Annotated in this window: 17 protein-coding genes; 5 read left to right on the forward strand and 12 right to left on the reverse strand. The window is 74.4% G+C overall.

Annotated elements, in window-relative coordinates; all coding sequences use genetic code 11:
- The first annotated feature begins 47 nt into the window (after positions 1-47).
- The 5 genes from EDJALFJO_RS32465 (at position 48) to EDJALFJO_RS32485 (ending at position 4,946) form a co-directional block, all read left to right on the forward strand.
- A complete protein-coding gene (locus tag EDJALFJO_RS32465; protein ID WP_088290773.1) occupies positions 48-1,568 on the forward strand; it encodes an APC family permease in 1,521 nt (506 codons plus the stop codon).
- 51 nt (positions 1,569-1,619) lie between these two features.
- A complete protein-coding gene (locus EDJALFJO_RS32470) occupies positions 1,620-3,611 on the forward strand; it encodes a primary-amine oxidase (RefSeq protein WP_088290774.1) in 1,992 nt (663 codons plus the stop codon).
- A gap of 137 nt (positions 3,612-3,748) precedes the next feature.
- Positions 3,749-4,054 carry a helix-turn-helix transcriptional regulator gene (locus EDJALFJO_RS32475; protein ID WP_233150168.1) on the forward strand — a complete coding sequence of 102 codons (306 nt, stop codon included), beginning with the start codon at positions 3,749-3,751 and terminating at the stop codon, positions 4,052-4,054.
- Positions 4,051-4,515, forward strand: coding sequence for an SRPBCC domain-containing protein (locus EDJALFJO_RS32480; RefSeq protein WP_158220657.1), 465 nt, complete (start codon positions 4,051-4,053; stop codon positions 4,513-4,515). The genes EDJALFJO_RS32475 and EDJALFJO_RS32480 overlap by 4 nt, the downstream gene beginning before the upstream one ends.
- Entirely contained in the window at positions 4,512-4,946 is a 435-nt protein-coding gene (locus EDJALFJO_RS32485) for a DUF6069 family protein (RefSeq protein WP_088290777.1), read from the forward strand. Before EDJALFJO_RS32480 ends, EDJALFJO_RS32485 begins: the two co-directional genes overlap by 4 nt.
- A gap of 33 nt (positions 4,947-4,979) precedes the next feature.
- Here the strand turns inward: EDJALFJO_RS32485 and alc are convergent, their stop codons facing one another.
- The 12 genes from alc to uca all read right to left on the reverse strand — a co-directional run bounded on the left by alc (position 4,980) and on the right by uca (position 22,124).
- Positions 4,980-6,071: an allantoicase gene (alc, locus tag EDJALFJO_RS32490; protein ID WP_198950862.1), complete on the reverse strand. Its 1,092-nt coding sequence runs from the start codon at positions 6,069-6,071 to the stop codon at positions 4,980-4,982.
- Positions 6,032-6,775 (reverse strand): aspartate/glutamate racemase family protein, encoded by a 744-nt coding sequence (locus EDJALFJO_RS32495; protein WP_088290778.1) that lies wholly within the window; start codon positions 6,773-6,775, stop codon positions 6,032-6,034. The genes alc and EDJALFJO_RS32495 overlap by 40 nt, the downstream gene beginning before the upstream one ends.
- Before the next feature lie 25 nt (positions 6,776-6,800).
- Positions 6,801-8,144, reverse strand: a complete 1,344-nt coding sequence (gene allB, locus EDJALFJO_RS32500; protein ID WP_088290779.1) for an allantoinase AllB — start codon at positions 8,142-8,144, stop codon at positions 6,801-6,803.
- 7 nt (positions 8,145-8,151) lie between these two features.
- A complete protein-coding gene (locus EDJALFJO_RS32505; protein WP_088290780.1) occupies positions 8,152-8,961 on the reverse strand; it encodes an N-acyl homoserine lactonase family protein in 810 nt (269 codons plus the stop codon).
- A gap of 114 nt (positions 8,962-9,075) precedes the next feature.
- Positions 9,076-10,692, reverse strand: a complete 1,617-nt coding sequence (locus EDJALFJO_RS32510) for an ABC transporter substrate-binding protein (protein WP_088290781.1) — start codon at positions 10,690-10,692, stop codon at positions 9,076-9,078.
- Between the two features lie 106 nt (positions 10,693-10,798).
- Positions 10,799-11,455 (reverse strand): cysteine hydrolase family protein, encoded by a 657-nt coding sequence (locus EDJALFJO_RS32515; RefSeq protein WP_088290782.1) that lies wholly within the window; start codon positions 11,453-11,455, stop codon positions 10,799-10,801.
- Positions 11,456-11,467: 12 nt separating this feature from the next.
- Positions 11,468-12,613 (reverse strand): agmatinase, encoded by a 1,146-nt coding sequence (gene speB, locus EDJALFJO_RS32520; RefSeq protein WP_198950863.1) that lies wholly within the window; start codon positions 12,611-12,613, stop codon positions 11,468-11,470.
- A gap of 50 nt (positions 12,614-12,663) precedes the next feature.
- The gene (locus EDJALFJO_RS32525) at positions 12,664-13,659 is read right to left on the reverse strand and encodes an ABC transporter permease (protein WP_198950864.1); all 996 of its coding nucleotides are present in this window, start codon (positions 13,657-13,659) and stop codon (positions 12,664-12,666) included.
- A 95-nt stretch (positions 13,660-13,754) separates the two neighbouring features.
- Entirely contained in the window at positions 13,755-14,630 is an 876-nt protein-coding gene (locus EDJALFJO_RS32530; RefSeq protein ID WP_088290784.1) for an ABC transporter permease, read from the reverse strand.
- The gene (locus EDJALFJO_RS32535; RefSeq protein ID WP_088290785.1) at positions 14,630-16,663 is read right to left on the reverse strand and encodes an ABC transporter ATP-binding protein; all 2,034 of its coding nucleotides are present in this window, start codon (positions 16,661-16,663) and stop codon (positions 14,630-14,632) included. Before EDJALFJO_RS32535 ends, EDJALFJO_RS32530 begins: the two co-directional genes overlap by 1 nt.
- Entirely contained in the window at positions 16,660-18,429 is a 1,770-nt protein-coding gene (gene atzF, locus EDJALFJO_RS32540; protein WP_088290786.1) for an allophanate hydrolase, read from the reverse strand. Before atzF ends, EDJALFJO_RS32535 begins: the two co-directional genes overlap by 4 nt.
- A complete protein-coding gene (gene uca / locus EDJALFJO_RS32545; RefSeq protein WP_088290796.1) occupies positions 18,426-22,124 on the reverse strand; it encodes an urea carboxylase in 3,699 nt (1,232 codons plus the stop codon). Before uca ends, atzF begins: the two co-directional genes overlap by 4 nt.
- Positions 22,125-22,139: the final 15 nt, after the last annotated feature.

The raw sequence follows: 22,139 nt of genomic DNA on the forward strand, positions 1-22,139 counted from the left end.
CCCCACCCCGGCGCCCGACGCGCCGGCCACCCCCACGGAGGCATGAGTTGACCGCTCCCGCAGAGGTCGCGTTCACCCGCGACGGCAAGCTCGCCGCCGAGGTCGTCCCCGACCAGGTCCTCCCGAAGGTCCTCACGACCTTCGGTCTCATCGCGATCTACGTCTTCATCATCTACTTCATCACCGGCTCGTCGATCATCAGCTCGGCCGGCTGGGCCTCGATGCCCATGTGGGTGCTCGGTTTCGTCGTCTTCCTCGTGCCGGCCGGGATGGCCGTCATGGAGCTCGGCAACCTCTGGCCCGCCCAGGGCGGTGTCTACATCTGGGCGTACCGCACGATGAACGAGCCGCTCGCGTTCTTCGGCGGCTTCCTGTCGTGGATCCCGGTCATCCTCAACGGCGCGACGACACCGGCGGCGATCGTCGCCTTCCTCGCGCTGGCCTTCGGTGCCGAGATCGGACTGACGACGAGCATCCTGCTCCAGCTGCTCATCCTCTGGCTCGCGGTCGGTCTCGCGCTGCGCAAGCTCACCGTGACCCAGAAGGTGATGTACACCGTCTTCGGCGTCTACGCGGTCGTCTGCCTCGCGGTCTTCTTCGTGGGCATCGCGAACGCCGTGACCGACGGCTCGGCGGTGCCGCTCGTCGCCAAGGACCTGTACACGGTCGACTTCGGCAGCTACGGCTGGGTGTTCGGGCTCGTGCTGCTCTACCTGCTCGGCGTCGAGACGCCGTTCAACATGGGCGCCGAGTTCCTCTCGGTGAAGCGCAGCGCGGTGAAGATGGTCGCGCTCGGCTCGGTCGTCCTCGCCGTCGGCTACGTCATCACGACCGCCGGCATCCTCATGTCGACACCGCTGGAGAAGATCGACCCGGTCACCGGCGTCATCGGCTCGCTCGACGCGGCCGGCATCCCGGGCCTCATGCCGCTGGCGGCCGTCGCCCTGGCCGTCGTCATGGTCATCGCCCTGACCACGTACCAGTCGGCGTACGCCCGGCTCATCTTCGTCTCGGGCATCGAGCGGCACCTGCCGCGGCTGTTCACCCACCTCAACCCGCGCACCCGCAACCCGGTGACGGCGGTGCTCGTGCAGGGCGTCATCTCCTCGACGATGATCGTCGTCCTGTACTCCCAGTCCAGCCTCGCGACGACGTTCCTCTACCTCCAGGGCGCGCTGACGATCGTCTGGCTCGCGAGCGGCTACTTCTTCTTCGTGCCGCTCGCGATCGCCCGCTGGAAGTACGCCGACCGCTACGCGTCCGAGGACTTCTGGCGGATCCCCGGCGGCAAGCCGGCCGCCGTGCTCACGAGCGTCGTCGGGTCGCTCGCGACGACCGCCGGCATCTACTACACGTTCACGCTGCCGTTCAGCGCGGACATCCCGCAGAGCGACTGGATGACGTGGGTCGGCGTGACGATCGCCGTCACGGTGCTGGCAGCCGCCCTGGTCTACGTGTTCGGACGGCGCTCGGCGGGCAGGCTCACGCAGGAGGACGCGCTCGCCCACCTGGCCGTCCTGGAGATCCCCGAGCAGAAGTCGGCGCCGACCACGACGCCGTCCGTCTGAGCCGGCGCCCGTCCGTGGACCGTCGCGACCCCAGTCAGGAGAACGCATCCCATGACCACTGAGCTGTCCGTCCCCCAGGTCACCAACCACGGTGCGGCGGGTTCGCACCCGCTCGACCCGCTGAGCGCCGCCGAGATCACCGCCGTCCGCGACCTGCTCGTCGGGGCGGGCGAGGTCGGTGACCAGACCCGCTTCGTCATGACGACCCTCGCCGAGCCGGCCAAGCCGGAGGGGCTCGTCTTCGACCCGGCGGCCCCGCCCGACCGGGTCGCCAAGGCGATCCTCTACGACCGCGCGACGAGCACCCTCAAGGAGGCGTACGTCGACCTCACCCTGGACGCGGTCGCCGGGGTCGAGGTCGTCGAGGGCAAGTTCCCGTCGTACATCATGGAGGAGATGTTCTCCGTCGAGGAGATCGTCCGCGCGGACGTCCGCTGGCAGGACGCCATGCGGGCCCGCGGGGTCGAGGACTTCTCGCTCGTCATGATCGACCCCTGGCCGTCCGGCTACACCGGGCCGGAGGACGACCCGCGCACCGGGCGCCGGTACTGCCGGCCGCTGACGTTCGTCCGCAGCGCCCCCGGCGAGCACGGCTACGCGCGACCCGTCGAAGGGCTCATCTGCACCGTGGACCTCGACGCGATGACGGTCGTCGAGGTCGCCGACCACGGGGTCGTCCCGCTGCCCCGGCACCCCGGCAACTACGACCCCGAGCGGATGCTCGACCCGATGAACCGGCCGGCGTTCGGCGACCTGCGCACCGATCTCAAACCGATCTCCATCACCCAGCCCGAGGGGCCGAGCTTCACCGTCGACGGCTGGTCGGTGGCCTGGCAGAAGTGGAACCTGCGCGTCGGGTTCACCCCGCGCGAGGGCCTCGTCCTGCACCAGATCACCTACGACGACAAGGGACGCACCCGGCCGGTCGTCTACCGGGCGTCGCTGTCGGAGATGGTCGTGCCGTACGGGGACATGGCGCCGACGCACTGGAACAAGAACGTCTTCGACGAGGGCGAGGTCGGGATGGGTTTCTCGGCCAACTCCCTCACGCTCGGCTGCGACTGCCTCGGGCACATCCACTACTTCGACGCCGTCGTCAACAACAGCGACGGCGCCCCGCTGGAGATCCCGAACGCGATCTGCATGCACGAGGAGGACTTCGGGATCGCCTGGAAGCACACGGACTTCCGCACCGGCGAGGTCGAGGTCCGGCGCTCCCGGCGGCTCGTCATCTCGAGCATCGCGACCGTCGGCAACTACGAGTACGGCTTCTTCTGGTACCTCTACACCGACGCGACGATCGAGTTCGAGGTCAAGCTGACCGGCGTCCTCACGACCGGGGCGATCGAGCCGGGCACCCAGCCGCGGCACGGCGTCGTCGTCGCCCCGGGCCTGTACGGCCCCAACCACCAGCACTTCTTCAACGTCCGGCTCGACATGACCGTCGACGGCGTGCGCAACAGCGTCTACGAGATCGACTCGGTGCCCGACGAGCCCGGGGGCGAGTTCAACCCGCGGCACAACACGTGGGTGGCCCGGCCGACGCTGCTCGAGACCGAGAAGGCCGGCGCCCGGAACGTCTCCTGGGGGACCGCCCGCTACTGGAAGATCGCCAACCGCGGCGTCGTCAACGAGCTCGGGCAGGAGGTCGCCTGGAAGCTCATGCCCGGTCTCACCGCACCGCCGATGTTCCAGCCGGGCTCGGCGATCTACGACCGCGCGCGGTTCTGCCAGCACGAGGTGTGGGTCACGAAGTACGACCCGTCCGAGCTCTACGCCGCCGGCGACTACCCCTACCAGTCGCCCGAGGTCGAGGGGCTGCCGAAGTACGTCGAGGACGACGCCTCGATCGTCGACGAGGACCTCGTCGTCTGGTACACCGTCGGGGCGCACCACATCGTCCGCCCCGAGGACTGGCCGGTCATGCCCGTGACCTACGCGAGCTTCCACCTCAAGCCGGTCGGCTTCTTCGACGGCAACCCGGCCCTCGACCTGCCCCGCTCCGAACCGATGGGCCACGGGGACGACGCCTGCCACTGCTGACCCCGAGCCGCCCGACCACTGGCGCGCACGACCCGTTCCGCGGGCCGTGCGCGCCAGTCGTTCGTGGCGGGCCCCGAGGCCGCACCGGTCGGGCGCGAGGCTTGACGCCGGCGCACCGATCAGCAACAGTAAACCGTATGGTTCACCAACAGTTCGCGGCGCTCGGTGACCCGACCCGGCTGGCCATCGTCGAACGGCTCGCGCGCGGGCCCGCATCGGCCGGTGACCTCGCGGCGCCGACGACGATGTCGCTGCCCGCCGTCCTCAAGCACGTCCGCGTGCTCGAGGACGCGGGGCTGGTGACGACCGCCAAGCGCGGCCGCGTGCGCGAGTGCCGGCTGCGCGACGACGCCCTCGTCGCCGTGGCCACGTGGACCGCGCAGCAGCAGGCGCTCTGGTCGACCCGGCTCGACGCGCTCGGCACCCTTCTGGAGGACATGTGACCGCCACTCCGCTCCTGTCGTTCGACCTCGACCGCACCTACCCGGCACCGCGCGAGAACGTCTGGGCCGCCTTCACCCGTGCGGACCTGCTGCAGCGATGGGTCTGCCCCGACCCCGAGTGGCGGGTGGCGGCCTGCGAGGTCGACGCCCGGGAGGGCGGAGGGTACCGCGTGCGGTTCGGCCCGCGCCCGGCCGGCGACGCCTACCGCGAGACGGCGACCTTCGCGGTGTTCGAGCCCGTGGAGCGGCTCGTGCTCGACGTGCTCACCGAGGGGGAGGACATGGCCGAGCGTTCCCGGTGCACGGTGCTGCTCCTGCCCGTCGAGGGCGGGACGCGCCTCGACCTGACGGTCGAGGGCCTGTCGGACGCCGAGACGGCCGAGCACATGCGCGTGGGCTGGACGTGGTGCCTGGAGGGGATCGCCGAGCACGTCGGCGCGGATGCCGGGGAGTCCCGATGACCGCGGCCGTGCCGGTGGCCACCCGCCGCGACGTCGGCCCCGGCAGGGCGCTGGTGGTCGGTGCCGCCGCGGGTGCGGTGGCCGCGGTCGCCAACATCGCGGTCTCGGCGCTCGCCCGCGGCCCGCTCGGCGCGAGCGACGACTTCGTCCCGCTGACGCCCGGCCCCGTCGTCCTGTGGACGATCGTCGGCGCGGTCGTCGGTGCCGTCGGGTGGCGCCTCGTCGTCACCCGGTCCGCGCGCGGCCGCGCCGTGCTCGCCGTCCTCGTCCCCGCCGTGCTGGTCCTCTCGCTCGTCCCCGACGTCGCGCTCCTCGTCACGGGCTCGACGCCCGGGCAGACCACGATGGGCGTGGCGGCCCTCATGGTCATGCACGTCCTCACCGCGGCGATCGCCGTGACCGCCTACCGGAGGGCGATGCCGGTCGACTGAACCCGCAGCCCGCCGCGGTGATGCGGCCGCGGGTCAGACCGGGCGGGCGAGCTCCCACGCCCGCTGCAGCGCCGCCCGGCCCGCGCCGGTCGGCGTCCCGTGCAGGCGGACCCGGGACAGGCCCGCGTCGGGGAAGACATCGAGGCGCAGCCAGGCGACGTCGGAACGGTTGCGCGGCAACGGGTCCAGGGCGAACCGGTGCCGGGTGTCGGGTTGCAGCGCGGTCCGCGGCAGGAGCGGGAACCACACGTCGTCGTCGACCGCGGGGGTGTGCCCCGCCGGGACGTCCCCGGACGCCGCGGCCCAGACCGCCACGTGGCTGCTCGCGTTGTAGACGTAGTACGACGTGTCGACCTCGAGCACCCGCGGGGTCGCGGCCGCGGCGAGGCGGACGACGGCCCAGTCGTGGCCGTCGTCCCGGCGCCGGCGGGCCTCCCAGCCCTCGCCCATCGTGCGGGGCAGGTCGGGGCGGGTGAGCACCTCGGGATGGGTGTAGAACGCGTCGCTCCACGACGTGACGAGGCTGCCGAGCCCTTGGGCCAGCAGGTCGACCGTGACGTCGTCGAACCAGGCCGGGTCCGGCACCGGGGTGCCCAGCACCCGGAGCCGGGCGACGCCGCCGTCCGGCTCCTGCCGCAGCCGCACGTGCGTCCAGCGGGTCGCGGCCGCGGCGCCGCCGACGTCGTGGGTCGCCGCACCGGACGACGTGAGCGGGGTGAGCGGCACGAGGGGGTGCCAGGTGGTCGACGCGTCGAGCAGGTCCGCCGGAGCCGGGTGGCCGGCGACCGCGCACGCGTCGACGGCGTACCGGGCCGGGAAGTTGCCGGTGAACCCGCGGGTGTCGACGACGACCCGGCGGACGATGCCCGGCGCGCCGAGCCGGACGAGGGCCCAGTCGTGGCCCGGGGTGCGCCGGCGCCGGGTCTCCCAGCCGTCGACGACCTCGCCGACGAGCGAGAACCGGCCGGTCGTCGTGTCGGGGTCGCCGTCGACGACGAGACTCTCCTTGGCACCGAAGGCGTCGTCGCTGGCCGCGACGACCCCGGCACCGAGCACCCGCGAGGCGAGGTTGACGAGCGGCCCGGTCATCGCGCGCCGCCCGGCAGGTGCGCGGAGAGCGGCCATCCGACCGTCGGTTTGGGGTCGGGCCGGGCGTAGGTGCACACCTTGCTCGTCGACAGGCCGAGCCCGACGAGCGACTCCGCGAGCCGGACGGCCGCCCCGACGCCGTCGACGACCGGCACCCCGAGCGCGTCGCGGATCGCGTCCTCCAGGCCCGCCATGCCGCCGCAGCCGAGGCAGACCACCTCGGCCCGGTCCTGCTCGACCGCCAGCCGGGCCTGCTCGACGACGGCCCGGACCGCGCCGTCCGGGTCCCGTTCGACGTCCATCGTCGACATCCCCGTCGCCCGGACGCCCGAGCAGCGGTCCAGCAGCCCCGCGGTCGACAGCCTGTCCTCGATCGCGGCGATCGAGCGGGCCAGCGTCGTGACCACGGTGAACGAGCGGCCGAGCAGCATCGCGACGTGGGCGCTCGCCTCCGCCATGTCGACCACCGGGACGTCGAGCAGCTCCATGAGCCCTTCCCGGCCGTGCTCGCCGAAGCCGGCCATGACGACGGCGTCGAAGGGGTCGGGATAGGTCGTCACGCGGTCCATGACGGCGACGGCGGAGAGCAGGCTCTCGAACGCGGAGTCGATGCCGTCGACCCCGTAACCCGCTGTGAGACCGACGATCTCGGTCCCGGGCGAGGCGTAGCCACGGGCCGCGCGGGCGACCGCGTCGGTCATGGACGCGGTGGTGTTCGGGTTGAGGACGAGGATGCGCAACAGCGGTCCTTCCGGAGGGTCTGGGTCACACGGTGCGGAGCAGCAGCCGGCCGCGCGGCGGGCCGTTCCCCGCCGGCTCCCCCCGCAGCCAGGTCTCGCGGACGACGCCGTGCAGCGTGCGCCCGGTGTAGGGGGTGCGGCGCTGCCGCTGGTGGAGCGCACCGGGGTCCACGACGAAGGTCGCGTCGGGGTCGAGAACGACGACGTCGGCGTCGCGGCCTACCTCGATCGCACCCTTGCTGCGCAGGCCCGCGAGGCGGGCCGGCGCCGCGGACATCCACCCGGCGACGGCCGTGAGGCCGAGGCCGCGCCGGCGGGCCGCCGTCCAGACGACGGGCAGGGAGAGCTCCACGGACGCGATGCCGGGGGCCGCCGTCGCGAAGTCGCCGGGGGCTCCGGGGTCGGGGCGCTCGGGCAGCCCGGTCGGCGAGTGGTCCGAGACGACCATCTCGAGCGTGCCGTCGAGCAGCGCCTGCCACAGCACGGCGGCGTTGGCCCGGTCCCGCAGCGGCGGCCCGACGGCGTACTCGACGGCACCGTCGGGCACGTCCTCCGCGACGAGGCACAGCAGGTGGGGGCAGGTCTCCCCGCTCACCGGGACGCCGGCCCCGCGGGCCGCCCGCAGCCGCTGCGCGCCACCGGCGGTCGAGACGTGGACGACGTGCAGCCGGCACCCGGACCGGGCCGACGCCTCGACGACGGCATCGACGGCCGCGGCCTCCCGTTCGGCCGGGTGCACCCCGAGGTGGTCCGCGTAGCGGGTCACCGGGCCGGACGGCGCGCGGCCCGGCGCCGGCCGGACGTCCGGGTGCTCGGCGTGCACGAGCAGCGGCAGCCCGAGCCGGGCGACGTCGTCGGCCGCCGCCGTGAGGTCCGCGACGGGCAGCGGCGGGAAGTCCGGGGCACCCGGGTCGGTGAGGAACGCCTTGAGGCCGAGCACCCCCGCCGCGGCGAGCTCGGGGAGCCGGTCGCGGTTGCGCGGGGTCAGGCCGCCCCAGAACCCGACGTCGACGTGGCAGCGGCCGCGGGCTGCGTCGGTCTTCGCCGCGAACGACGCGGCGTCGACCGTCGCCGGGCACGAGTCGACCGGCATGTCGACGAGCGTCGTCACGCCGCCCGCCGCCGCGGCCAGGGTGCCGGGGCCGAAGCCCTCCCAGGGTGTCCCCGGGTCCTGCAGGTGGACGTGGGTGTCGACGACGCCGGGCAGCAGCGCGACGTCCGCGTCGTACGAGACGACCGTCCGCGCGGGCAGGTCCGCGTCGAACGGCCCGATGACGACGATCCGGCCGTCGAGCACGCCGACGGACGCCGCCCGCTCGCCCTGCGGCGTGACGACGCAGCGCCCGCGCAGCACGAGGTCGAGCGGCACCGGCCGGTCAGCCCGGGAAGCGCGCGACGAGCTCGTCGGTGAGCGCCGGCCAGACGTGCGGGTCGTGCCCCGGCACGAGCCGGTACCCCTTGTCGGCGGCGATCTTCTTGAGCCGGCGGATCGGCTCGACCGTCTCCTCGGGCTCGACGTCGATGAAGCCGCCGATCGCGAGCTCGTGCTCGAAGTTCTCGGTGAGGTCGCCGGCGTCGAAGGCGAAGACGAAGCCCCCTCCCCCGACGGACGCGTCGAGCTCCACGACGAAGCTCTGGTGGCCCTTCGTGTGGCCGGGTGTCGAGACGGCGGTGACCCCGGTCGCGATCTCGACGTCGCCGTCCGCGAGGCGCCAGTCGATCCGCGGGTCGTCGAAGTCGACCCGGTAGATCGCGTTCTGCTCGACGTCCGGGCTGCCGGAGAGGCCGTACTCGAGCTCGGTGCGCTGGGCGTGCACCGGCACCTTGCCCGCGAAGAGCTTGAGCCCGCCGGCGTGGTCGAGGTGGAGGTGGCTCACGGCGACCGCGGTGATGCCGTCGAACGGGATCCCCGCCTTGTCGAGGGCCTCCTCGATCGGCTCGCCCGGGCCCGGCAGGACCGCCCGGTAGCCCTCGCGGTCGTGGTAGCGCGCGTGCAGGTACGGGTCCCGGATGAGCGCGGTGTTGAAGCCCGTGTCGAGGAGCAGCCAGCCGGCGTCGGTGTCGAGGAGGATCCCCGGCACCGGCTCGCGCAGGGTGATGTCGGGCGGCGCACCGTGCACCGAGATCGACTTGGGCAGCTCCTCCCACCCGAGGGTGAGCAGGACGACGCGACGGACTCCGGACACGGGCGCTCCTCAGGACGACGACGGGACGGTCACGGGACGGGTCCTGCCGGACCCGGCGCACCAGCATGGCGCGCCGGGCCCGGCGGGGCGGTGGTCAACCTGTCAGGTGACAGGTCAGCCGACGGACAGCTTGGCGATGAGCAACGCCGTCGGCGCCGTGACGACGTGCGCCTCCTCGACGCCCGTGAGCCAGGGCTGCGCGACGACGAAGTCGTCCTGGTCCACGAGGTTGTAGAAGCAGCCCGTCCCGAGCGCCCCGAGACCGGCCTCGTTGTAGGCGGCGGCGTCGCCGGTCGCCAGGCCCTTGGCGAGCGCCGCGGTGACGGCCGGGTCGGAGCAGTGCAGGTAGTTGAGCCCCGCGTCCGGGTCCCAGGAGATGTGGCCCCACGTGTAGGCGGCCGCGGCGTCCGGCCAGCCGCCGGTGACGAGGACGTCAGGGGCGCCCTTGACGTCGGAGACCCATCCGAAGATCTGCGAGGTCGGGTACGCCTGCACCTTGGCGGTCAGGCCCAGCGCGGTGACCTGGGCTGCGACGAGGTTGGCGACGAGCTGGTTGTCCGGGGACGACGAGTCGTGGCCGATCGTGATCGTCTTCGCGTCCGCGGGAAGCGACGGCGCGAGCGCCTTGAGCACGCTCGTGTCGTAGCCGATGTCCTGCTTGGCGCCGCCGGTGTCGGTCATGTTCGGCGGGTAGATCGAGTCCGCGACCTTGCCGCGGCCGACGAACGCCTGCTTGAAGATCGTCTCCCGGTCGACGGCCTTCTGGAGCGCGACCCGGTTGGCCTTCCCCTTGCCGAACGGGGTGTTCGGGTTGATGTACATGTACGACGACTGGAGCGTCGGCAGCGAGTAGGTCTTGATGTTCTTGTTCGCGATGTACGACGCGACCGCGCTCGTCGGCAGGTCGTGCGTGATCGCCGCGAGCTCACCCTTGCCGAACTGCAGCTGCTGGTTCGACGAGTCCGTGACGACGGGGATCTCGACGGACTGGAAGTACGGCTTGTCGCCCCAGTACTTGTCGAAGGCCTTCATCGCGTACTTCGAGCCGACCGAGGCCTCGGTGAGCGTGTACGGACCCGTGCCGAGGTCGTGGGTCTGGAGGTAGGTCGCCGCGTTGTCGTCGCCCGCGTTGGCCTTCAGCCCGGTCGGGCTCATCATCCGCGGGCCGTAGGGCGAGGCGAGGAAGTCCAGGAAGATCGTCGACGGCGCCTTGAGGGTGATCGTCACCGCGTAGTCGCCCTTCGTCTCGACCGAGGCGACGTCGGTGACCATGTACGCGGGCCCCTGGTTCACGGCGAGCCGCCGGTCGAACGAGGCCTTGACGGCGTCGCTCCTGAGCTCGGTCCCGTCGTGGAACAGCACGCCCTTGCGCAGCACGAACTCGTAGGTCTTGTTGTCCTTGGAGACCTTCCAGCTCTCGGCGAGGAGCGGCTCGATCGTCGGGGTCGCCGTCCCGCTCTTGTACTGCAGGAGGCCCTCGTACAGGTTCATCGTGAGGAGCAGGCCCTGACCGGCGTAGTAGATGTCCGGGTCCGGTGGCTGGCCCGGGTCCTGGAGGAAGCTCAGGCGCAGCACCTTGTCGGTGGGCGCGCTGACGGTCGCGGACGGACCGGCGGCGGTGCTGCCGCTCCCGCCGCACGCGGCGAGCGAGAGGGTCCCGACGGTGGCGGCGGCGAGGGCCACGAGGGCCTTGCGCCGGCTCCACGGCCGGGAGGGGGAGGGCGTGGACACGGGGCTGCTCCTTCTGCCCCTCACGGGGCGGGCCACACCGGCTGGGCCGGGTCGGGTGGTCTGACGAGTGGTCTGACGGGAGGGTCTCTGGCAGGTGGAGCGGGTCCTACGAGCGGACCTGGACCGGCACGGCGGCGCCGGCCGCGGTGGCGCGCCGTTGCGCCCCGAGGTCGTTGAAGGCGGCGACGATCTCGTCGGTCCGCCGGCGGGCCCCGGCCTGGAGGTACTCCATGGCGGCCAGGGAGGCGTCGTGCGCGGGCCGCGAGGAGCCGCCGACGGCGTCCTCGACGACGCGCACGTAGAAGTCGCGCTGGTGGGCGTCGGCGAACGTGTAGTGCACGCAGACGTCCGTGAGCCCGCCCATGAGCACGAGCGTGTCCGCCCGGTAGCCGCGCAGGACGATGTCGAGCTCGGTCCCGATGAAGCACGAGTACCGGCGCTTGACGATGTGCGGCTCGCCGTCGCGCGGGGTCAGCGTGGGCCACAGACCGGTCGAGAGGTCGCCCTCGACGCAGTGCATGTCCTCGGCCCCGTCGGTCTCACGGCCGATGTCCAGGCCGCTCGGGCGGTGCACCTCCTGGAAGAAGACGACCGGGATCGCGTTGTCCCGGGCGGCCGCCACGAGGCGCTCGGCGTTCGCGACGAGGTCGTGGTAGCCGCCCATGTGCGGGATCCCCGCGGTGCCGGGCATCGCGTCCGGGTGGCCCTGGATGTCCACGGAGATCAGGACGACGTTCCCGACGAGCATCGGCTGTGTGGCCATGACGTGCTCCTCCTAGAGCTGGGGGGCGGCGTCGCGGAACCGGCGCGGGGTGCCGGTGCCCGCGGACCGCGGGTCGATGTAGTCGGGGTCGGTGAGGCCGAGGCGGCGCATCGCGGTGCCGGTGAGGGCCTCCATGACGCAGCGGTTCGCGAAGAGCGCGGTGATGTTCGGGCCCGAGTCGTTGGGCGGGCTGACCTCGACGACGTCCATCGCCACCATGCCGACCTCGGCGGCGAGCCGGCGGACGGTGCGGAGCATCTCCTGCGACGTGAGGCCGCCCGGCTCGGGGGTCCCGGTGCCGGGGGTGAACGCCGGGTCCGCGACGTCGACGTCGAGGGAGATGTAGAGGTGGTCGGCCTGGTCGAGCGCCTCGTCGAGGGCCCGCTCGAGGACGGCGTCGAACCCGTCCTTGCGGATCTCGGCCATGAAGTGCGTGCGCATCTGGTTCTCCTCCATCCACTCGAGGATCGGAGGCTCGGGCCAGTAGCCGCGCAGGCCGACCTGGACGAAGTTCTTCCCCGGCACCGCACCGGACTCGATGAGCCGGCGCATCGGCGTCCCGTGGCCCGCCAGCGCCCCGCGCATGTCCGGGGCGGTGTCGGCGTGGGCGTCGAAGTGGATGATGCCGATCTTCCCGTAGCCGTAGGCCTCGGCGACCGCCGTGGCGACCGGCCACGTGATGCCGTGGTCGCCGCCGAGGATGATCGGGACCGCGCCGCCGGAGAGGATCTCGGAGGTGAAGGACCGGATGTTCTCGTACGAGCCCTCGGTGTTGCCGATGAGCACGTCGGCGTCGCCGTAGTCGGCAACCTTGAGCACCTCGAACGGACTGACCCGGACGTCGAGGTGATGCCGCCCGATGCTCCCCCCGATCGGGTCCGCCTCGCGGATCGCCCGCGGCCCGAGGTGGGTGCCGGTCCAGCCGCTCGCCGTGCCCTCCCACGGTGCGCCGCCGATCGCGACGTCGATCTCGCCCGCGCGCAGGTCCTCGGGCGTCATGCAGACGGGGAGCTTCATGAAGGTGCTGATGCCGCTCCACCCCATCTCGGTGGGGCGGTTGACGACGAGCGGGCCGGGGGCCCGCACCGGGGGCGCCGGCGGGGCCGGCTCGTCGGTCGCAGGAGCCTTCGGACCGTTCGGGAAGAGGGGCTCGGGCACGGCGTTCCTTGTCTGCGCAGGGGGTCCGGGGGCGACGGGAGGCAGGGCGGTCAGGTCGTGATCCGCGGGTCGGCGAGGCCCTGGAGGATGTCGACGACGGTGTTGATGACGACGTAGCCGATCCCCAGCAGGAGCGTGACGCCCGCGATCGCCGGGAAGTCCGCGACGGGGATCGACTGCGCGGTGTACTGCCCGATCCCGGGCCACGCGAAGATCTGCTCGACGACGAGGACGCCGGCGAACATGAGACCGACCTGCAGGCCGGTCATGGACAGGGCCGGCCCGACGGCGTTGCGCAGGACGTGCCGGCGCAGCACCGCGCCGTCCGTGAGGCCCTTCGCCCGCGCAGTCCTGGCGTAGTCGCTGCGCTCCTCGGACGACAGGCTCGTCCGCAGCACGCGGCCGATCGCGACGGCCGGCCCGAACGAGATCGCGAGCGCGGGCAGGACGAGGTGCTTCAGCGCGTCGGAGACGACGTCGAACCGGCCGGCGAGCAGCCCGTCGAGGACGAGCAGCCCGGTCGGTCCGCCGGGCAGGTCGGTGATGCCCGACCGGCCGCTCGCGGGCAGCCAGCCGAGCTGCTTGTAGAACACGAGGATCGCGCCGATGCCGAGCAGGAACGCCGGTGCGCTCGCCCCGGCCATGAGGACGCCGCGCAGCACCGAGGCCCCCGGCCAGCGCAGGCTCGTGCTCACCGCGAAGAAGATCCCGAGCAGGAGGGCGAGGACGATCGCGGTGGACGCGAGCTCGGCGGTCGCCGGGACGAACGCACCGAGGTCGGTCATCACCGGGCGGCGCGTCCGGTAGCTCATGCCGAGGTCGCCCTGCGGGAGCCCGACGAGGTAGCGGCCGAGCTGGGCCGCGAACGGGTCGTCGAGGCCGAGCTTCGCGCGCTGCTGCGCGACGGCGGACGCCGAGGCGCCCGGGCCGAGCATCGCCTTCGCCGGGTCGAGCGGCGACAGCCGCTGGAGGACGAAGACGCTCGTCGCGAGCGCGACGACGATGACGGCCGCGGCGACGAGCCGCTTGGCGAGCAGCCGGACCAGCGGCACCCCGGTGACCCGGCGCAGCGCCGCGGCGGCCGCGGGGCCGGCGGTGGCGGCGGCGGGGCCGACGCCACCCGTCACAGCTCCTCTCGCGCTCATCGCTTGTCCAGCAGGATCCGGACGCCGTCGCCGGCGACGTTCCCGGCGAGGGCGAGGAGCATGACGGCGACGCCCGGCATGACGGGGATCCACCACTGCTGCAACAGGTACGACAGGTTGCGGGCCGAGTCGGCGCCCAGCTCGGCGGCGGGGGCCGGCTGCCCGAGGCCGAGGAACGACAGGCCCGCGAGGGTCAGGACGAGCGCCCCGACGTCGAGGCTGGCGGCGACGACCGCGGCCGGGACGGCGCCGGGGAGCAGGTGGCGCAGCGCGATCCGGACCCCACCGGTGCCGGCGAGCCGGGCTGCCTCGACGTGCGGGCGGGCGCGCAGGGTGCGGATCTCGCCCCGGACGATGCGCGCGTAGAACGGCCACCAGACGACGCCGACCGCGAGCAGCGTGTTGCGCAGGCCCGGCCCGAGCGCCGCGACGACGGCGATCGCGAGGACCGGCGCCGGCAGCGCGAGGAACAGGTCGGTGAAGCGCATGAGCACGGTGTCGACCCAGCCGCCGACGGCACCGGCGACGAGCCCGATGATCCCGCCGACGAGCAGCCCGGACGCGATGACGACGATCGCGCCGAACCACGACAGCTGCAGGCCGACGAGCACCCGGCTCAGCACGTCACGGCCGATCGAGTCGCTGCCGAGCGGGAACCCGGCGCTCCCGGGCGGCTGCAGCGGCAGGCCGACCGGGGCCAGCGGGTCCTGCGGTGCGACGACCTTCGCGAGCAGGGCGAGCAGGGTCACGGCGACGAGGAGGCCGACACCGCCCCAGGCCTGCAGCCGCGTCAGGTCGCGCCGCGGCCGGCCGGCCCGGGAGACGACCGGCGCGGGCGAGGGCGGGACGACGGCCGGTTCGGCGATCGCCATCAGCTCACCTCCAGGTTGATGCAGGCGGTCAGGCGGGTGCGCTCGCCCGGCTGGGCGGCGAGGCGCGGGTCGAGGCCCGGGTCGGAGCAGGACGCCGTCGCCCGCGGGCAGCGCGGGTGGAACGCGCAGCCCGGCGGCGGGTCGAGCGGGCTCGCCGGCTCCCCGGACGGCGGTGGCGGCTCGACGCCGAGGTCGGGGACGGCGGTGACGAGCGCCTGGGTGTAGGGGTGCCGCGGCCGGTGGGTGATCTCGTCGGCGGTGCCGATCTCGACGATCCGGCCGAGGTACATCACCGCGATCCGGTCCGCGACGACCCGGGCGACCGACAGGTCGTGGGTCACGAAGAGCACGGCCATGTCGAGCTCGCGGCGCAGCCGCCCGACGAGGTTGATGACGGAGGCCGCGAGCGAGACGTCGAGGGCGCTCGTCGGCTCGTCGCACAGGAGGATCTCCGGCGGCACGACGGTCGCGCGCGCCAGGCCCACCCGTTGGCGCTGACCGCCGGACAGCTGGATGCCCCGGGCCTTGGCAACCTCGGCGGGGAGCCCGACGAGCTCGAGCGCCTCGGCGACCCGGCGCTCCCGCTCGGCGCGCGGCACGCCCGCGCTGCGCAGCCGCTCCCCGACGAGCTCGCCGATCGTCAGCCACGGGGTCAGCGAGGCGCCGGAGTCCTGGAAGACCATCTGCGCGCCGGCGGCCGACCCGAGCTCGATCGTGCCGCCGTCCGCCCGTTCGAGACCGGCGACCAGGCGCAGCAGCGTGGACTTCCCCGAACCGGACTCCCCGACGACGGCCACCGCCTCGCCGCGGGCGACGGTGAGGCTCACGCCGCGCAGTGCCTGGAGCGGACGGCGGCGGCCGATGCCGGAGCCGACGCTGTACGTGCGGTAGGCGTTCTGCACCCGGACGGCGGCCGGCTCCTCGACGGGGGCGTCGTCCGTGCCGGCGGCGGTCGCCGCCGCGGGAGCCGTTGCGGCGGAGGGCGTCCCGGCGGCCGGCGGCTCCTCGGCGGGCACCGCGGCGGCGAAGGCACGGATCTCGGCGAGGTCGCGCACGCAGGCGGCGAGGTGGCCGGGCGCGACCTCGACCGGAACCGGCGGGGTCGTCGTGCAGTCCGGGCCGGCGAGGGTGCAGCGCGGTGCGAACGCGCAGCCCGGCTCGGGGCGGGCCGGTGACGGCACCGAGCCGGGCAGGGCGAGCAACGGGGTGTCCCGGTCCGTGCGCAGCGACAGCCGGGACCGCATGAGGGCCACGCCGTACGGGTGGGCGCCGTTGCGCAGCACCTCGTCGGCAGGACCGACCTCGGTGATCCGCCCGGCGTACATGACGGCGACCCGGTCGACGACCTGCGCGGCGACGCCGAGGTCGTGCGTCACGAGGAGGAAGGCGCAGCCGATCTCGTCCCGCAGCCGCCTGACGAGGCCGAGCACCTGCGCCTGCACGGTGACGTCGAGCGCCGTCGTCGGCTCGTCGGCGATCACGAGGGACGGCGTCCCCGCGACGGCCATGGCGATCATGACCCGCTGGCGCAGGCCGCCCGAGAGCTCGTGCGGGTAGGCGCGCAACCGGCGCGCCGGGTCCGGGACGCCGACCGCCGTGAGCAGCCGGACGGCCTCGTCCTGCGAGCCTGCGGCCTCCACGATCTGCCGGCCGACGCGCATCGTCGGGTTGAGCGAGGTCATCGGGTCCTGGAAGACGGCCCCGAGGTGCAGCCGGCGCACGTCGCGGCGCTCGGCCGCGCCCGCGGTGAGCATGTCGGTGCCCCGGACGACGGCCCGCCCGCTCGTGCGCGGGCTGCCGCCGAGCAGCCCGAGCAGGGACAGCCCGAGCACGCTCTTGCCCGAGCCCGACTCACCGACGAGGCCGACGATCTCGCCGGGGGCGACCTCGAGGCTCACACCGCGGATCGCCTGGATGTCGGCGCCCGCGCGCCGGAAGGTCACGTGCAGGTCCTCGACCCGGGCGACCGGTACCCCCGCCTCGGTGGGCGGTGGCGCGGTGGCCACCGCTGCCGTCGTGTCGTCCTGGCTCATCCGTGCACCGCCGTCTCCGGTGTCGCGCTCCGCGGGGAGGGTGTTGCGAGGCTGTCGAGGTAGGCCCGCCAGCCGCCGTACGCGGTGACGTCCGGGGTGCCCGCCGCGGCCGCGGCCTCGCAGAGGAAGCCGATGGGCCGGCTGCCGTCCGCGAGGTCGACGGCACCGAGGCCGAGGCCCGGCGGGATCGAGGCGAGGAGCGGCCCGAACGCCGCCGGTGGCAGCAGCCAGACCTCGCCGTCGATCGCTCCCCCGCCGTCGGCGACCCGGACGGCGCCGGGCCGCCGCGGTGCGCCGCCGAGGTCGTGGAGCCGGTAGACCGGTGCTGTCGTGCACAGGCCGACGAGGCGGGCGCCGAGCGCCGTGAGCGCCGGGTTCAGCGGGAGCCCGGACATGTGGGCCCCGAAGAGGACGACCGGCTGCGCGGGCACACCCGCGACGGCCTGCGGCGCAGCCGGTCCGGAGGAGGGGCCGCCGGTGAGCAGCGCGGCGACGTCGGCGAGCACGTGGTCGGTGAACGCCGGCCCGAGCAGGGTGACGCCGACCTGCGCGCCGTCCGGCTCCTCGTGCACCGGGACGGCGATCGCCGCCAGGTCGAGCAGGTTGCAGCCGTTGGTGAACCGGCCGAGGCGGGCGTTGGCGCCGATCGGGTCGGCCGCGACGGCGGCGATCGTCGGCTGCTCGGGCACCGTCGGCAGGAGCAGGGCGTCGAGCCGGGCGAGCAGGGCCGCGGCCGCGGGACGCAGGGCGTCGAGCCGCTCGGTGTCGGTGACGTACGCGTGCGCCGGCACCTCGCGCGCGGCCTGCACGATCCGCAGTACCGTCGGGTCGACCGAGCCGGGGTGGGCGTCGGCCCAGGCCCCGAAGGCCGCGTACCGCTGGGCGACGAACGCGCCGCCGTAGAGCAGGGCCCCGGCGTCGACGACGGGGGCCGCATCGACCCGCACGACGACGGCACCGGCCGCCGCGAGCAGCGCGACGGCCGTGGCGACCGCGGTGCGGACCGGGGCGTCGAGCGTCGCGAGCAGGGCGTCGTCCGGGACGCCGACCCGCGGTGCGGCCGGCGCGCCGAGCGGGGTCGAGGCCGGCCAGGCGCGGCTCGTGGGGTCGCCGTCGGCCGGGCCGGCGAGCACGGTGAGCGCGGTGCGGGCGAGGGCCACGTCCGCGGCGAAGACGCTCACGCAGTCGAGGTCACGGCAGGCCGGGACGACCCCCAGGGTCGGGACGAGCCCGCGCGTCGGCTTGAGCCCGACGACGCCCTGGAAGGACGCCGGGACCCGGCCGGAGCCCGCGGTGTCCGTGCCGAGGGCGAGGTCGGCGACGCGGAGCGCGACGGCGACCGCGGACCCGCTGCTCGACCCGCCGGAGACGTACTCCGGGCGGCGCACGTCCCGGACGGCGCCGTACGGGCTGCGGGTGCCGACGAGCCCGGTCGCGAACTGGTCGAGGTTCGTCGCCCCGAGGACGATGCAGCCGGCGGCACGCAGCCGGGCGACGGCGGGGGCGTCGGCCGCCGGGGTGAAGGCGAAGTCCGGGCAGGCAGCCGTCGTCGGGATCCCGGCGACGTCGATGTTGTTCTTCACCGCGAGGGTGCGGCCCGCGAGCGGCAGGTCCTCGCCGGCGGCGACCCGGGCGTCGACGGCGGCGGCGTCCGCCTCGGCCTCGGCCTGCGGGCGCAGGCTGATCCAGACCTCCGGGCGGTCGGCGGCGGCGACGCGCGCGTAGGCGGCACGGACCCGCTCGACAGCCGTCCCCGCGGCGCTCACGCGGCACCCGCCGGGGCCAGGACGACGAGCGGGCTGCCGGCACCGACCTGGCTGCCGGGGGTCACGACGACGTCGGTGACGACGCCGGGGACGGGTGCCGCGACGACGGTCTCGAGCTTCATCGCCTCGAGGGCGAGCAGCGGTGCGCCCGCCTCGACGACGTCGCCGGGGCGGACGTCGACCCGCCAGACGCTCGCGAGGAACGGCGCCTCGACGAGCGTGCCGCCGTCCGGGACGGCGACCGACCCGGCGGCCTGCGGGGCCTCCGGCTCGGGGCGCGGGTCGAACTCGCCGGCGGCCTCCCAGGCCGCCCGCTCGGCGCCGAAGGCCGACTGCTGCGTCGCCCGGAACGCGTCGATGGAGGCCGCGTTGTCGGTGAGGAACCGGTCGTAGGCGGCGATGGAGAACTCACCGGGCTCGGTGCGCAGGTCCAGCCGGCCGGCCGCGAGGTCGGCCCGCAGGTCGAGCAGCTCCTCGGCGCCGACCGGGTACCAGTGGATCCGGTCGAAGAACCGCAGCAGCCAGGGCGAGCCGGGCTCGAACGGGCCGCTCTGCCGGAACGGGCTCCACACCTGGACCGTCCGGCCGACGAACTGGTAGCCGCCCGGGCCCTCCATGCCGTAGATGCACAGGTAGGCGCCGCCGATGCCCACGGCGTTCTCCGGGGTCCAGGTGCGGGCCGGGTTGTACTTCGTCGTGATGAGCCGGTGCCGCGGGTCGAGCGGGGTCGCGACCGGGGCGCCGAGGTAGACGTCGCCGAGACCGAGCACGAGGTAGGACGCGTCGTAGACGATCCGGTGGACGTCGTCGACGGAGCCGAGCCCGTTGGCCCTGCGGATGAACTCGATGTTCCACGGGCACCAGGGGGCGTCGTCCCGAACGCCGGCCATGTAGCGGGCGATCGCCTCCCGGGTCGCGGGGTCGTCCCAGGAGAGCGGCAGGTGGACGACGCGGCTCGGCACCCGCAGGTCGGCGGTCGCGGGCAGGTCGGTCTCGGTGGCGCGGACGGCGTCGAGCAGCCGCCCGACGGGCAGGACGTCGGGGTCGACGTGCACCTGGAGCGAGCGGATCCCCGGCGTGAGGTCGACGACCCCCGGGATCCCTTGCTCCGCAAGGTGTTCCGCGAGGGCGTGCACGCGCATCCGGAGGGCCAGGTCGAGGGTCATCGGCCCGTACTCGACGAGGAGGTTGTCGTCGCCGCTGCGGCGGTAGGTGACCTCGGGCCGGTCCGCGGTGGCGTCGAGCCGGCCGAGGACACCGTCGTCGGCCGGGGAGCCGGCACCGACGAGCGCCGGCGCCCCGGCGAGGGCACGCAGGGCCGGGGTCGCGGCGTCCGGGAGCGGCACGAACCGGACGGTGTCCCCCGGCCGCAGCTGGCCGAGCTTCCAGCGCTCGCCGGTGACGACGGTCGCGGGGCAGACGAAGCCGCCGAGGCTCGGGCCGTCCGGGCCGAGGAGGATCGGGACGTCACCGGTGAAGTCGACGGCGCCGACGGCGTACGCGGTGTCGTGGATGTTCGACGGGTGCAGGCCGGCGTCGCCGCCGTCCGCCCGGGCCCACTGCGGCTTGGGGCCGACGAGCCGGACGCCGGTGCGCGCGGAGTTGAAGTGCACGGAGAACTCGGCGGCGTAGAAGACGTCCAGGTCGGCCGCGGTGAAGAACTCGGGCGCGGCGTGCGGGCCGGGCGTGACGCCGAGGGTCCAGTCGTGCGTGACGACGGGGCGGTCGGCGACCGGGACCGGCTGCCGGACCGGTTCCGCGGCAACGGGTCCCGCTTCGTGCGCGACAGCCCGGACCACGTCGCCGGCGAGCAGCGCCCGGCCGCCGTGGCCGCCGAAACCGCCGAGGGTGAACGTGGCGGCGCTGCCGAGGTACTCCGGGACGTCGAGGCCGCCGGCGACGAGCACGTAGGTCCGCAGCCCCACGGTGTCTGCCGGCCCGACGTCGAGCAGGCTGCCGGCCGGGACCGCGACGGGCTCCCACATCGGCACGGGCACGCCGTCCACGCGGACCGCCGCCGGTGCGCCGGTGACGCACACGGTGGCCCGCCCGGTGAAACGCAGGGCCGGGCCGTCGGCGGTGCACTCCAGGCCGGGGGCGCCCTCGGGGTTGCCGAGTGCGACGTTGCCGAGCCGGAAGGACCGGTCGTCCATCGGCCCCGACGGCGGGACCCCGACCTGCCACAGGCCGGTGCGGCCGGGCCAGTCCTGCACGGTCGTCAGCGTGCCGGGCCGCTCGACCTCGATCCGCGGCTCGCGGTCCTCGACGTCCGCGAGGGTGGCCGTCGAGTGCAGCGCGGCCCGGACGACGGGGTCGTCGGCGGCCGCGCGGAGCAGCCCGAGGTTCGTCTCGATCCCGTCGACCCGGGTGGAGCCGAGAGCGTCGGCGAGCCGGTCGAGGGCGTCGTCCCGGTCGCGCCCGACGCAGATCACCTTGGCGAGCATCGGGTCGTAGGAGGTGCCGACCCGGGTGCCGGTCTCGGCCCAGCCGTCGACCCGGACCGCGCCGGGCACCTCGGCGGGCAGCGCGACCCGGGTGAGCAGGCCGGCGCTCGGGCGGTGGTCCCGTCGGGGGTCCTCGGCGTAGAGCCGGGCCTCGACGGCGTGCCGGCCGGTGCCGGTCGTCGCGCGCGCGGCCGCCTCCGCGGCGGCCCGGTCGAGCGTCTCGTCGACGGCCGCGACGTCGCCGAGCGCCAGCCGGAGCATGCACTCGACGAGGTCGACGCCGAAGACCTCCTCGGTGACCGGGTGCTCCACCTGGAGCCGGGCGTTCACCTCGAGGAACGACGCCTCCTCGCGCGCGGCGTCGTAGACGTACTCGACGGTGCCCGCGCTGCGGTAGGCGACCGACGAGGCGAGCGCCTGTGCACCGGCCGCGACCGCCGTCCGCACGGCGGCCGGGAGGTTCGGCGCCGGGCACTCCTCGAGGACCTTCTGGTTGCGGCGCTGGAGGCTGCAGTCGCGGTCGCCGAGGAGGTGCACCCGGCCGTCGCCGAGCCCGAAGACCTGGACCTCGACGTGCCGGGCGCGCTCGACGTACCGCTCGAGGAAGACCTCCCCGCTGCCGAACCCCGCGGTCGCGACCCGGCGGACCCGGTCGAAGGCCTCGACGAGGTCGGACGGCGTCCGGCAGGCCTGCATGCCGATCCCGCCGCCGCCGCCGGTCGCCTTGAGCATGACCGGGTAGCCGATCCGCCCGGCGGCCCCGAGAGCGGCGTCGAGGTCGCCGAGCAGGTCGGTGCCCTCGATCATCGGCGCGCCCGCCGCGCGGGCCAGGGCGCGCGCCGTGTGCTTGGTGCCGAACTGGTCGAGCTGGAGCGGGGTGGGGCCGACGAAGACCAGCCCGGCGGCCTCGACCGCACCGGCGAACGCGGCGTTCTCGGAGAGGAACCCGTACCCGGGGTGGACCGCGCCGGCGCCGGTCGTCGCGGCGGTCTCGAGGATCCGGTCGGTGCGCAGGTAGCTGTCGCGGGCCGGCGCGGGGCCGATCGCGACGGCGACGTCGGCGAGCCGGACGTGCGGTGCGGCCCGGTCGGCGTCGCTGTGCACCGCGACGGTGCGCAGCCCGATCCGGCGGGCGCTGCGGATGATCCGGCAGGCGATCTCGCCGCGGTTCGCGACGAGGAGGGTGTCGAAACCGCGGGCGGCCGGGACGCCGGACGTGGCGGCGGACGGGACGGCGCCGCCCGGCGGCACCTCCTCGGCACGGTC

The organism is Kineosporia sp. A_224 (genome assembly GCF_002198655.1).
In the GTDB taxonomy this organism is placed as follows: domain Bacteria; phylum Actinomycetota; class Actinomycetes; order Actinomycetales; family Kineosporiaceae; genus R-H-3.

Excerpts from the sequence above, each read along its gene's own strand:
- EDJALFJO_RS32470 (WP_088290774.1), top strand. The coding sequence starts at position 1,620 with ATGACCACTGAGCTGTCCGTCCCCCAGGTCACCAACCACGGTGCGGCG.
- EDJALFJO_RS32475 (WP_233150168.1), top strand. The coding sequence starts at position 3,749 with ATGGTTCACCAACAGTTCGCGGCGCTCGGTGACCCGACCCGGCTGGCC.
- EDJALFJO_RS32485 (WP_088290777.1), top strand. The coding sequence starts at position 4,512 with ATGACCGCGGCCGTGCCGGTGGCCACCCGCCGCGACGTCGGCCCCGGC.
- alc (WP_198950862.1), bottom strand. The coding sequence starts at position 6,071 with ATGGCCGCTCTCCGCGCACCTGCCGGGCGGCGCGCGATGACCGGGCCG.
- EDJALFJO_RS32515 (WP_088290782.1), bottom strand. The coding sequence starts at position 11,455 with ATGGCCACACAGCCGATGCTCGTCGGGAACGTCGTCCTGATCTCCGTG.
- EDJALFJO_RS32530 (WP_088290784.1), bottom strand. The coding sequence starts at position 14,630 with ATGGCGATCGCCGAACCGGCCGTCGTCCCGCCCTCGCCCGCGCCGGTC.
- EDJALFJO_RS32535 (WP_088290785.1), bottom strand. The coding sequence starts at position 16,663 with ATGAGCCAGGACGACACGACGGCAGCGGTGGCCACCGCGCCACCGCCC.